General features: G+C 72.1%; 10 protein-coding genes. 3 read left to right on the top strand and 7 right to left on the bottom strand.

Going from position 1 to position 11,958, the window contains the following annotated elements; all coding sequences use genetic code 11:
• Positions 1-75: 75 nt before the first annotated feature.
• The gene (locus L2C96_RS33245; RefSeq protein WP_237339022.1) at positions 76-654 is read right to left on the bottom strand and encodes a dihydrofolate reductase family protein; all 579 of its coding nucleotides are present in this window, start codon (positions 652-654) and stop codon (positions 76-78) included.
• A 101-nt stretch (positions 655-755) separates the two neighbouring features.
• Between L2C96_RS33245 and L2C96_RS33240 the strand changes: the two genes are divergently transcribed.
• A complete protein-coding gene (locus L2C96_RS33240) occupies positions 756-1,208 on the top strand; it encodes a winged helix-turn-helix transcriptional regulator (RefSeq protein WP_237339001.1) in 453 nt (150 codons plus the stop codon).
• A 522-nt stretch (positions 1,209-1,730) separates the two neighbouring features.
• Here L2C96_RS33240 and L2C96_RS33235 read toward each other — a convergent pair.
• From L2C96_RS33235 to L2C96_RS33210, 6 genes are all read right to left on the bottom strand, one after another.
• Entirely contained in the window at positions 1,731-2,381 is a 651-nt protein-coding gene (locus L2C96_RS33235) for a DUF3159 domain-containing protein (RefSeq protein ID WP_020421284.1), read from the bottom strand.
• Between the two features lie 146 nt (positions 2,382-2,527).
• A complete protein-coding gene (locus tag L2C96_RS33230) occupies positions 2,528-3,505 on the bottom strand; it encodes a DMT family transporter (RefSeq protein ID WP_020421285.1) in 978 nt (325 codons plus the stop codon).
• A gap of 42 nt (positions 3,506-3,547) precedes the next feature.
• Positions 3,548-4,309 (bottom strand): SDR family NAD(P)-dependent oxidoreductase, encoded by a 762-nt coding sequence (locus L2C96_RS33225; protein ID WP_020421286.1) that lies wholly within the window; start codon positions 4,307-4,309, stop codon positions 3,548-3,550.
• 102 nt (positions 4,310-4,411) lie between these two features.
• Positions 4,412-4,999, bottom strand: a complete 588-nt coding sequence (locus L2C96_RS33220; RefSeq protein ID WP_020421287.1) for an FKBP-type peptidyl-prolyl cis-trans isomerase — start codon at positions 4,997-4,999, stop codon at positions 4,412-4,414.
• A 9-nt stretch (positions 5,000-5,008) separates the two neighbouring features.
• Positions 5,009-7,297: an AAA family ATPase gene (locus tag L2C96_RS33215; RefSeq protein ID WP_237339021.1), complete on the bottom strand. Its 2,289-nt coding sequence runs from the start codon at positions 7,295-7,297 to the stop codon at positions 5,009-5,011.
• Between the two features lie 87 nt (positions 7,298-7,384).
• A complete protein-coding gene (locus L2C96_RS33210) occupies positions 7,385-8,362 on the bottom strand; it encodes a heme o synthase (RefSeq protein ID WP_027936336.1) in 978 nt (325 codons plus the stop codon).
• Between the two features lie 297 nt (positions 8,363-8,659).
• Between L2C96_RS33210 and tkt the strand changes: the two genes are divergently transcribed.
• Both tkt and tal read left to right on the top strand, forming a co-directional pair.
• Positions 8,660-10,765, top strand: a complete 2,106-nt coding sequence (tkt, locus tag L2C96_RS33205) for a transketolase (RefSeq protein WP_020421290.1) — start codon at positions 8,660-8,662, stop codon at positions 10,763-10,765.
• A gap of 23 nt (positions 10,766-10,788) precedes the next feature.
• Entirely contained in the window at positions 10,789-11,898 is a 1,110-nt protein-coding gene (tal, locus tag L2C96_RS33200; RefSeq protein WP_237339000.1) for a transaldolase, read from the top strand.
• The last annotated feature ends 60 nt before the right edge of the window (positions 11,899-11,958 follow it).

Raw genomic sequence — 11,958 nt, 5'->3', positions numbered from 1 at the left:
CGGGGACCGTGAGGTGGAACCGACGGTGAGCACACCGTCATATACCACGCTTCGTGGCCGGAGCGCTCGCGCGAATCACCGCTCGACCGCGTAGTGCAGGTGGGTGACGCCCGGCGCCGGGACGGCTTCGACGAGGCGGAGCCGCACGTGCGCGGGCAGTTCCCGGAAGTAGGGCCGTCCCGCGCCCAGCAGGACCGGGACCTGGTGGAGGACGATCTCGTCGACGAGGCCGGCCGCGAGCGCCGAGGTCACCACGCCACCGCCCATGAGGCCGACGTCCCGGCCGCCTGCGGCGTCGCGGGCCTGGGCGATCGCGTCCTCGATCCCGGTGGTGACGAGGGTCTGCCGGGTGCTGGTTTCCGCGGGCCGGTGGGTGAGAACGACGAGCCGCGCCTTCGGGTGCGGGCTGCCGCCGCCGAAGCGGTCGGAGTCCTCGTAGGTGGTGCGCCCGGCGACGATGGCGCCCACCCGGCCGGCGAGTGCGTCGAACACCCGGGCGCTGGGCTCGCTCAGCCGGAAGCCGTCGAAGACGCCACTCGGGGTGTCGCCGTCGAAGTACCAGTCGAACAGCATCCCGCCGTCGCCGAGGCCGTGGCCGGGGCGCGGGTCGCGGCCGGTGATGAAGCCGTCGACGGAGACGGCGTGGGCGGCGATGACCTTGCTCCTCTCGGCGCTCCTTACGGGGTTCCTTCAAGAGACTCCGACGGTAGCAGTCTGAGTTCCTTCAGGGAACCCCAATTGCTAGAGTCGGGTCCATGCAGCGGACGAACTTCGGCGGGATGGCGTGCTCGATCGCGCGCACGCTGGACGTCATCGGGGAGCCGTGGTCACCGCTGGTGCTGCGGGACGTGTGGGCGGGGATGACCCGGTTCGAGCAGATCCAGGCCGACCTGGGCATCTCGCGGAAGGTGCTGACCGAGCGGCTGAACCACCTGGTGGAGCGCGGGGTGCTGGAGCGACGGCCGTACGACCGGCGGCCGCGCTACGAGTACGTGCTGACGGAGCGGGGCGCGGAGCTCGTGGAGGTCCTGATGGCGATGGCGCACTGGGGCGACCGGTGGCTGGCGGGCGAGGCCGGGCCGCCGGTGGTGTACCGGCACCGGACGTGCGGGTCGGTCAGCGGCGCCGGACTGCGCTGCGACCACTGCGGCGAGGCAATGCACGCCCAGGACGTCGACCTGCTGCCCGGCCCCGGCGCGGCGGCTTGACCGGGTACCGCCGGGCGGACCGTGGCCCGCACAATGGGGGTGGGCTCGGGGCTGCCGCGAGGGGGCGCGGGGCTCGCACCCTGGAGCGCGGGGCTCGGCCGCAGGAGCGGGGAGCTGGCGCGGGGGCGTGGGGCTCACGCGGGGGCGTGGGGCTCGCGCGGGGGCGTGGGGCTCGCGCGGGGGCGTGGGGCTCGCGCGCGGAGCGCGTGCGTGCGGGAACGCGGAACTCGCGGGCGGGGGCACGGCGCTCGGCACCCTGGGGCGTGGGGCTCGGCCGCTGGAGCGCGGGCTCTCGCGCGCGTGGCCCTCTCGCGCCGGTGGAGCTCGCGGTGGGAGCGTGCGCTCGCCGACAGGGGCGCCAGGCCTTGCCCGGGCATGCGGCTCGCCCACAGGGCGCGGGGCCTCTCGCCCGGCAACCTCGCCCGCGGGCGGGTGGGCCTCACCCACCCGAGCGCGCGGCTCTCGCGCACCGGCGCGGCTCGTCCGCGGGAGCGCCGAACTGCCCCCGAGCGGACGGCGGCGTCAGGCGGCAGCCGGTGCGGGGCTGTGGCGGCCGGCCAGCCGGAGCGTCACGCCGTCGCGGCGGAGTTTGCGCCATCCGTGGCCCACGCAGGCCGCGACGGTCAGCGCGGTGAGCAGCCCGCTGAGGATGCCGCGCGACATCAGGCCCGCCTCGACGCCCCAGTGCAGGAACCCGATGGTCATCGCGGCGTCGATGAGCCGCGAGCCGCCCCAGAGCAGTGCCACCTCGATGAACACGCGGTTCACCGTGCGGTGCTTGAACAGCTCCGCGGGCAGCCGCACGAAGTCCTTCGCCAGGCGCGCCGTGATGGGGCGCCCGATCATCGCGCTGCCGACGAAGATCAGGAACATCAGCACCGAGCCGACGGCCGGTTGCAGCACGTACACCACCGCACTGGACGTGACCAGCGCGAACGCCGCGCGTCCGACCAGCATCGCCGTGCACAGCAGCAGTGTGCGGGGCATGTCGCGCTTCATCAGGCGGCGCGCGCCGATCACGACGGCCGCCCAGCCCAGAACCGCGCACAGCGCGGGGACCAGGCCGACGAAATGCAACAACAACGCCAGCAGAACCGACGGGACGACGACCGTTTCCAGCAACAGGATCGCCGCATCCTTGATCGTTTTCCGCAGGTGCGGTATTTCGATCACCAAATGGCGGTCGCCGGACGACGCTCGGTGGTGCACGGGCTCCAGCCTCCAAGGGTCTGCCCTGGGTGCGCGGGGGCAGCGCACTCTCGACAGGCTCTGTAGGTTCCACCGCCCGCCGGGCCCGAAACCTACGCCGGATACCTGAATTAATCCTGAGCGAAGGAGTCCGAAGAACGGGACCGGGAGGGAACGGTTCCCGAGAATTTACCACTTCCGGGATAAACCCCGTGTTGGGCCGACCGGGTCGTCTCCGCCTGCACGCTCGGCGAGTGCGCGAGCCCGAACACGCCGAGGATCAACAACAGGGCCGCGCCGGCGGTCGCCGCGAGCGGGCCCGGCTCGGTCACCAGCGTCGCGTTGAACGCCAGTAGTCCCAGGAAATAGCTGGCCGCGGGGTTCACGATGGACATCACGGCGATCGCCGCGGACAGCGAACCCGACCCGTACGCCTGCTGCCCGAGCAGCAGCCCGGAGAAGGTCGACAGCGCCAGCACGTACCCCGGCCAGGTGAGCGCGGTGTGAGCGACACCCTCGTTCAACAGCAGGTCGGTGGTCACCTTCATCATGGCCGCGCTGATCGCGTAGCAGATGCCTGCCGCGGTGGCGATGAGCGCGCTGTGCAGCAGCGGGCCCCGGTTCTGGGCGACCTGCACGAGGGTGACGACGGTGGCCGCGGCGATCAGCACCGCGATCAGCAGGCGGCCCTGGTCCGGCGACCCGCCCAGCGGCGCGGTGCCCTCGACCGCGAGGAACACCACCACCCCGCCGGTGATGGCGAGCCCGGCCAGCCAGTCCCGCAGCGGCGGCCAGCGGCGGATCGCGGCCGAGGCCATCGGCAGCGCGAAGAGCAGTTCGGTGACCAGCAGCGGCTGCACGAGCGCGATCGACCCGAAGTGCAACGCGGCGGCCTGGCTGAAAAAGCCCAACAGGTTCGTGGCCCATCCCGCGAGCCACACCCTCTTGCGCAACAGCTTGCGGATCAGCCACAGTACGGGGACGCGATGTCGCGCGGCGCGCCCCTCGACGTCACTGTCGGCAACCTCGATCACCGCGCGTCGCTGCAGCGCGGCTGACGCCGCGAACAGGAACGCCGCGGCGAATCCGAGGAATACCGGGACTAACACGTCACTTGTCAGCGCTTCCAGTGGCGGAAAGATTCCGGGAACTCAGTCCGAACCCCCGAACCGGGCAGATAGTGCACGGTACACCGAGGGCACGGTCCCCCGCACCGCAATTGGCAATCTCAGCCAGCGCGGCACGTACTGCTCGGCCCGGTCCGCCGTGATCGCCGCCAGCACCGCCGCGGCCACCTTGTCCGCGGGCACCGGCCTGGGGCTGCGCCGCTGGTAGGGACGGCCGCGGCGGGCGAAGAACTCGGTGTCCACCACCCCGGGCACGACCACCCCGACCCGCACCCCGGTACCGGCCAGTTCCAGCCGCAGGCTCTCGGCGAAAACGTCCACCCCCGCCTTGGTCGCCGAGTACACCGACTCCCCCGCCACCCCGGCCCGGCCCGCGATGGATGTGACGAAGACCACCGCCGCCCTGGGCCGGTCGAGCAGCGCGGGCAGCAGGGCACGGGTCAGTTCGACGGGTGCGGCGAAGTTCACGGAGAGCAACCGCCGCACGTCGGCACCGGACATGCCGGACACGGGGCCGGCGTAGCCCATCCCGGCGTTGTTGACGAGAACGTCCACCCGCCCGGCCCGCGCGGCGATCTCCTCCGCGGCGGCCTCGACCGCGCCGGGCTCGGCGAAGTCGGCGCGGACGGCGACGCCGCCGGTGCGCTCCGCGAGCGCGTCCAGCCGGTCGCCGTCACGCCCGTGCAGCACGAGGCGAGCACCTGCCTCGTGCAGCCGGAGCGCGGTGGCCGCCCCGATGCCCGACGAGGCGCCGGTGACCACCGCGACCGCTCCGCGGACGTCCATGGGTCAGCCTCCGATCCGGGCGGCGTTCCTGCCCGCCGAGCCCGCCGCGAGGGACGAGCCCGGCTGCCGCCGGTCAGGCTCCCCCGCGGCTGCCACCGGGCGTCAGCCGGCGACCTGGACCGCGTCGACGACGAAGACGAGCGTCTCGTTCGGCTTGATCGGGCCGTTGCCGCGGGCGCCGTAACCGAGGTCCGGCGGGATGACCAGCAGGCGGCGGCCGCCCTGCTTGATGCCTTCCAGCCCCTGGTCCCAGCCCGGGATGGCGGTGCCCTCGCCCAGCGCGAACGAGAACGGCGCCGAGCCGAACGAGTTCTGCTGGTCGACCTTGTCCGACCAGGTCACCAGGTCGTAGTCCATCTGCAGCGTGCTGCCCGCGTGGGCGGTGGCGCCGGTACCCGGCTTCAGGTCCTTCGTCAGCAGCCTGGTCGGCGCGCTGCAGGTGTCCGGGATCGTGATCGTCGGCTTGGCGCCGAAGTCACCGGTCACGGTGATGTCGTCCGCGGTGCACTCGTGCGCGGCGCTGCCCGTGTCGTGCCCCGCCGAAGCGCTCGCGGACGCCCCCGCCGGCTCGGGAGCCGGGTAGGTCGGGCCGCCTCCGGGCGGGAAGGACGACGGTTCCTGGTCGGGCGCGCAGGCCCCGAGAGCGAGGGCGGCTGCCGCCGCGAGCACGATCTTGCCAGCGTTACGCATGGCGACACCTTAACCGGGCGTTGACGTCGGCCGTCCGGCGGAGTACAAGATGCCGAGCCGTTGCGTGGCACGGGTGTAGGCGACGTAGAGGTCGTTCCAGCCGCGCGGCGACTCCGCCACGATCTCCTCCGGCGCCAGCACCACGACACCGTCGAACTCGAGCCCCTTGGCCTCGGCGACGGTGAGCACCGACACCGCGTCGCCGTGACCGTCCAGTTCGGACCGGACCGCGCCCAGCCTGGCGGCCGGGACCAGCACCGCGACCGTGCCGCCGTCCGCGGCAGCCACCTCTTCGTCCACGATGGACGCCAGCGGGCGCTCGCCGAGCGGCGCGCCCCACGGCTCGACACCGGTTTCCCGCACCGACGTCGGCACCCGCAGGTCCGGGTCCACCTCGCGCAGCGCCTCGGCGGCGCGGTTCATGATCTCCACCGGGGTCCGGTAGTTGACGGTCAGCTCACGCAGCCGCCAGCGGTCCCCGACGTAGTGGCCGAGCATGTCCCGCCACGACGACGCCCCGCCCGGCGCGCCGGTCTGGGCGACGTCCCCGACGACGGTCATCGACCGGCTCGGGCAGCGGCGCATCAGCAGCCGCCAGTCCATCGCCGAGAGCTCCTGCGCCTCGTCGACGATGACGTGCCCGAACGTCCAGGTGCGGTCGCGGGCCGCGCGCTGCGCCGCGGTCAGGTGGCTGCTGCGTTCCTGCCGCTCGGCGAACAGCTCGGCGTCCAGGATGTCGGCGATGTTGATCTGGTCCTCGTCCAGGAGCTCCTCGTCCTGGTCCATGATGTCGAGCACACCTTCGGCGTAGGCGCGCTCCTCGCGCTCGCGCCGCTCGCGCGCGGCGCGCTCGGCCTCGTCGTCCTCGCCGAGCAGCTCGGCCAGCTCGTCGAGCAGCGGCACGTCGCCCGGCGTCCAGGGCGAGCGGGCCGGGCGCTTCAGCGCCGCGCGATCGGCGTCGGAGAGCAGCCCCTCGGACGCGGACAGCAGGCGGTCCGGCTCGGCGAACAGGTCGCGCAGCAGCCGCTGCGGCGTGATCTTCGGCCACAGCTCGTCGATCGCAGCGGCGACGGTCTCGGATTCGGCGAGCTCCTTGCGGATCTCGACCCGGTCCCCCGCGTCCAGCACCGGCGCGTCGGCGTCTTCGCCCTCGGCGAGCGGGATGTCGGGGACCCCCTCGAAGAGGTCGACCTCCATGCGCACCGCGGCCCGCTCGGTCAGCGCGTCCAGCATCGCGTCGACGAAGACGCGGCGCGCCAGGTTGTGCGGGCGGCGGGTGCGCCGGGCCTTGGCGCGCGCCCGCTCGACGACCGCGCGGTCGAGCACCAGCACGTCGTCGTCGAAGGCGACCTCGAACCGCTCCTCCGGCACCCGCTGGCGGTCGGCGACGGCCCTGGTGAGCACGTCGACCATGGCCAGCCTGCCCTTGACCTCGGCCGCCGCGCGGCTGTCCGCGCCGCGCGCCCGGATGCCGGGGAACAGCTGCCCGATCGTGGACAGCAGCACCCCGGTCTCGCCCAGCGACGGCAGGACCTGGCCGATGTAGTGCAGGAACGTGCTGTTCGGCCCGACCACGAGCACGCCGCGGGAGGCGAGCTGCTGGCGGTAGGTGTAGAGGAGGTAGGCGGCCCGGTGCAGGGCCACGGCGGTCTTGCCGGTGCCCGGCCCGCCCTGGACCACGACGACGCCGCCGAGGTCGTCGCGGATGATGTCGTCCTGCTCGGCCTGGATGGTGGCGACGATGTCGCTCATCTCACCCGTGCGCTTGCGCTCCAGCGCGGCCAGCAGGGCGGCCTCGCCTGCCAGGCCCAGGTCGGCCTGCTGCCCGTCGACGGCGCGCAGGTCGAGGATCTCGTCGTCGAGACCGACGACCTTGCGGCTCAGCGTGCGGATGTGCCTGCGGCGCCGCACGCCCTCCGGCGAGGCGGCGGTGGCCAGGTAGAACGGCCGCGCGGCCGGCGCGCGCCAGTCCAGCAGCAGCGGCTCGTAGTCGCCCTCCTCGTCGAACAGGCCGAGCCGCCCGATGTAGGCGGGCGCCTGTTCGTCGTGGAAGTCGAGCCTGCCGAAGCACAGGCCCTGCTCGACGGAGCCGAGCTGCGCGAGCCGCTCGTGGTGGAGGCTGCTGGCGGCGTCCCGCTCGGCGCTCTCCTGCGGGGTTTCGCCGTGCGAGCGCAGCGCCCGCTCCAGGCGCCGCTCGGCGGTGGTGCGCTCGGCGTCGAGCCTGCGGTAGAGCATGGACACGTAGTCCTGCTCGTGCTGAAGGTCGGTCGTGTTCTGGGGTTCCCGGTCCTCAGCCACGGACAAGAGCAACCTGCTTTCGGCATCGGGTGACAAGTCGGCCTGGAACCCAACGAAGGCGAGCGCCGGAAGATTCCCGGCCGCGCGTCAGAACGGCAGGCCGAGCGTGGGCAGACCGATCGCCGAGTCGACCGCGAGCGCGCAGAACAGGATCATCAGGTACGTGTTCGACCGATGGAACAGGGCCATCGGCTTGGTCTCCACGCCGCGCTTGACGCCCGAGTAGAGGCGGTGCGCGTAGAAGAGGAACCAGGACCCGGCCAGCACCGCGAAGCTCGCGTACAGCCAGCTCGTCGCGGGCAGCAGGAGCAGCGTCCAGCCGACCATCACCCACGAGTAGATGAGGATCTGGCGGGCCACGTGCTCCGGCGTGGCGACCACCGGCAGCATCGGCACGCCGGCGCGCTCGTAGTCGTCGCGGTACTTCATGGCCAGCGCCCAGGTGTGCGGCGGCGTCCAGAAGAAGATGACGGCGAACATCACGAACGCGGGCCACTGCACCGTGCCGGTGACCGCGGCCCAGCCGATCACCACCGGCATGCAGCCCGCCGCGCCGCCCCACACCACGTTCTGCGCCGTGCGCCGCTTGAGCACCAGCGTGTACACGAAGATGTAGAACAGGATCGTCGCGATCGCCAGCACGGCGGCCAGCAGGTTCACCGTGAAGTACAGCATCGCGAACGAACCGGCGCCCAGCGCCAGCGCGAACACCAGCGCGTTGCGCCGCGGCACCGAGTCGCGGACCAGCGGGCGCCGCTTCGTCCGGTTCATCACCTTGTCGATGTCGGCGTCGATGACGCAGTTCAGCGCGTTCGCGCTGCCCGCGGCCATGGTGCCGCCGACCAGCGTCGCCAGGATCAGCCACGGCGACGGGATCGTGCGCGCGGCGAGGAACATCGCCGGGATGGTGGTGACCAGCAGCAGCTCGATGACCTGAGGCTTGGTCAGGGCGACGTAGGCGCCGACGATCCGGCTCACGCGCCGCAGACCACGCGGGCGCTCGCCTCCGGGGTCGACAGCGCTGGTGCTGTCACTGCGCCCGTGCGCAGCGTTCACCAACGACAATTCCGCTCCCTGAGTCAGATTCGGGGGCACCGGGGCAGCCCGGCACCGCAACCGATCGTAATCGCCGGGTTCGCACCCCGCGCGCACCGGGGTGGGCCAGCCGCGTGTGTCGGCCCCGGAGGCGCCGGGTACCCGACCTACTAGGCTGGCGCCGGGGGTTGCGCTTGTGGTCGTGCGCACGCCCGCTAGCAGGAATATCGTCTCTTCGGGATCGATTGAGATGAGTGGAGCCTGCGCGCGCGAAGACCCCCACGAACAGAAGAGTTGCCACCGAGAAGGACGGGGAGTTCGAGTTCAGTGTCCGATATCGCCTCCATCAGCGAGAACAACCCACTGCTGCGGCGGAACCTGCCCGCCGACTGGACCGACCTCGACACCCGTGCGGTCGACACCGTCCGGGTGCTGGCCGCCGACGCGGTCGAGAACTGCGGCAGCGGTCACCCCGGCACCGCGATGAGCCTGGCGCCGGTGGCGTACTCGCTCTTCCAGCGGATCATGCGCCACGACCCGAGCGACCCGGAGTGGCCGGCGCGTGACCGGTTCGTCCTGTCCGCCGGGCACTCCAGCCTGACGCTCTACATCCAGCTGTACCTCGCCGGCTACGGCCTCGAGCTCGAGGACCTCAAGCAGCTGCGCAAGTGGGGCTCGCAGACCCCGGGCCACCCGGAGTACCAGCACACCAAGGGCGTGGAGACCACCACCGGCCCGCTCGGCCAGGGCCTGGCCAACGCGGTCGGCATGGCGATGGCCGCCCGCCGCGAGCGCGGCCTGCTCGACCCGGACGCCGCGCCCGGCGAGAGCATCTTCGACCACCACATCTTCGTGATCGCCTCAGACGGCGACATCGAGGAGGGCGTGACCTCCGAGGCGTCGTCCATCGCGGGCCGCCAGGAGCTGGGCAACCTGGTCGTCATCTACGACGACAACAAGATCTCGATCGAGGACGACACCAACATCGCGCTGTCCGAGGACACCGCGAAGCGGTACGAGGCCTACGGCTGGCACGTCCAGGTCGTCGAGGGCGGCGAGGACGTCGTCGCGATCGAGGAGGCCATCGCGGCCGCCAAGGCGGAGACCACCCGCCCGTCGTTCATCCTGCTCCGCACCGTGATCGGCTACCCGGCGCCGAACAAGATGAACACCGGCAAGGCGCACGGCGCCGCGCTGGGCGCCGAGGAGGTCGCCGCGGTCAAGGAGATCCTCGGCTTCGACCCGGAGCGCAGCTTCCAGGTCGACGACGAGGTGATCGCGCACACGCGCAAGGCACTGGACCGCGGCAAGCAGGAGCGCGCCGCGTGGCAGGAGCGCTTCGACGCGTGGGCCGCCGCCAACCCGGAGCGCAAGAAGCTCGCCGACCGGCTGGCCACCCGCGACCTGCCCGAGGGCTGGGCCGAGAAGCTGCCGAGCTGGGAGCCCGACGCCAAGGGCATCGCGACCCGCAAGGCCTCCGGCGAGGTGCTCAACGCGCTGGCCGACGTGCTGCCGGAGCTGTGGGGCGGTTCGGCCGACCTGGCCGAGAGCAACAACACCACCATGAAGGGCGCCGACTCGTTCGGCCCGGAGAAGGCCTCCACCGGCATGTGGCAGGCCAACCCCTACGGCCGCACGCTGCACTTCGGTGTCCGCGAGCACGCCATGGGCTCGATCCTCAACGGCATCGCGCTGCACGGCGGCACCCGGCCCTACGGCGCCACCTTCCTGGTGTTCAGCGACTACATGCGCCCGCCGGTGCGGCTGGCCGCGCTGATGCACGCGCCGGTCATCTACGTGTGGACGCACGACTCGATCGGCCTCGGCGAGGACGGCCCGACGCACCAGCCGATCGAGCACCTGGCCTCGCTGCGCGCCATCCCGGGCCTGAACGTGGTCCGGCCCGCGGACGCCAACGAGACCGCGGGCGCGTGGAAGGCCGCGCTGGAGGACAAGCGCCACCCGTCGGGCCTGGCGCTGACCCGCCAGAACGTCCCGGTGCTCGAGGGCACCGCGGCGGACAAGGTCGCCAAGGGCGCCTACGTGCTCGCCGACGCCTCCTCCGGCACTCCGGAGGTCGTGTTGATGGCGACCGGTTCGGAGGTCCAGCTGGCCGTCGAGGCCCGCAAGACGCTCGAGGCCGACGGCGTGCCCACCCGGGTCGTGTCGGTGCCGTGCGTCGAGTGGTTCGAGGCGCAGGACGAGGCGTACCGCGAGTCGGTCCTGCCCAGCGGGGTGAAGGCCCGCGTGTCGGTCGAGGCCGGCATCGCGCAGCCGTGGTACCGCTGGGTCGGCGACGCCGGTGAGATCGTCTCGATCGAGCACTTCGGGGCCTCGGCCGACTACCAGACCCTGTTCCGCGAGTTCGGGTTCACCGCCGACGCCGTGGTCGACGCCGCGCGCCGCTCGCTCGCCAAGACCAAGAACTCCTGAATCACCGCAAAGGGGATGAAGTCATGAGCGACAACCTTGCTCAGCTGTCGCAGGCCGGCGTGTCCATCTGGCTCGACGACCTGTCGCGCGAACGGCTGAACTCCGGCAACCTGGCCGAGCTCATCCGCGACCGTCACGTCACCGGCGTGACCACCAACCCGACGATCTTCGCCAACGCGCTGGCGGACGGCGAGTCCTACGACGCCCAGGTCCGCGAGCTGGCCGCCCGCGGCGCGGACGTCCACGCCGCCGTCCGCGAGCTGACCACCACCGACGTGCGCAACGCCGCGGACCTGTTCCGCGACGTCTACACCCGCACGAACGGGGTGGACGGCCGCGTGTCGATCGAGGTCGACCCGCGCCTGGCCCGCGACGCCGACAAGACGGCCGCCGAGGCGCAGGACCTGTGGAAGACCGTCGACCGGCCGAACATCCTCGTGAAGATCCCGGCCACCGAGGAGGGCCTGCCCGCGATCACCAAGACCCTGGCCGAGGGCATCAGCGTCAACGTCACGCTGATCTTCTCGGTCGAGCGCTACCGCAAGGTGATCGAGGCGTTCTTCGCCGGGCTGGAGCAGGCCAAGGCCAACGGCCACGACCTCGCGACGATCGAGTCGGTCGCCTCGTTCTTCGTGTCCCGTGTGGACAGTGAGATCGACAAGCGGCTGGACGCGATCGGCACCGACGAGGCCAAGGCGCTGCGCGGCGAGGCCGCCATCGCCAACGCCCGCCTCGCCTTCGCCGCCTACGAGGAGCTGTTCGCCACCGACCGCTGGCAGGCGCTGGCCGCCGCGGGCGCCCGGCCGCAGCGCCCGCTGTGGGCCTCCACCGGCGTGAAGGACCCGTCGTACTCGGACACCCGCTACGTCGACCAGCTCGTCGTGGCCGGCACGGTCAACACCATGCCGGAGAAGACGCTGCTCGCCGCCGCCGACCACGCCAAGGTCGAGGGCGACAAGGTCACCGGCACCGGCGCGCAGGCGCAGGAGGTGTTCGACAAGCTCGCCGCGGTGGGCATCGACATCCCGGACGTCTTCCGCACGCTGGAGGACGAGGGCGTGGAGAAGTTCGACAAGTCCTGGGCCGAGCTGCTGGAGACCGTCACCGGGCAGCTCGAGAAGGCGAAGGGCTGACGCCGTGGTGGGGGAAGAGCTGACCGTCACGATCAGCGACGAGGAGCTGGCCGCGCAAGC

The organism is Amycolatopsis tucumanensis (genome assembly GCF_021654135.1).
Taxonomy (GTDB): Bacteria; Actinomycetota; Actinomycetes; order Mycobacteriales; family Pseudonocardiaceae; genus Amycolatopsis_E; species Amycolatopsis_E tucumanensis.
This window is presented reverse-complemented; position numbering and strand designations above follow the sequence as displayed.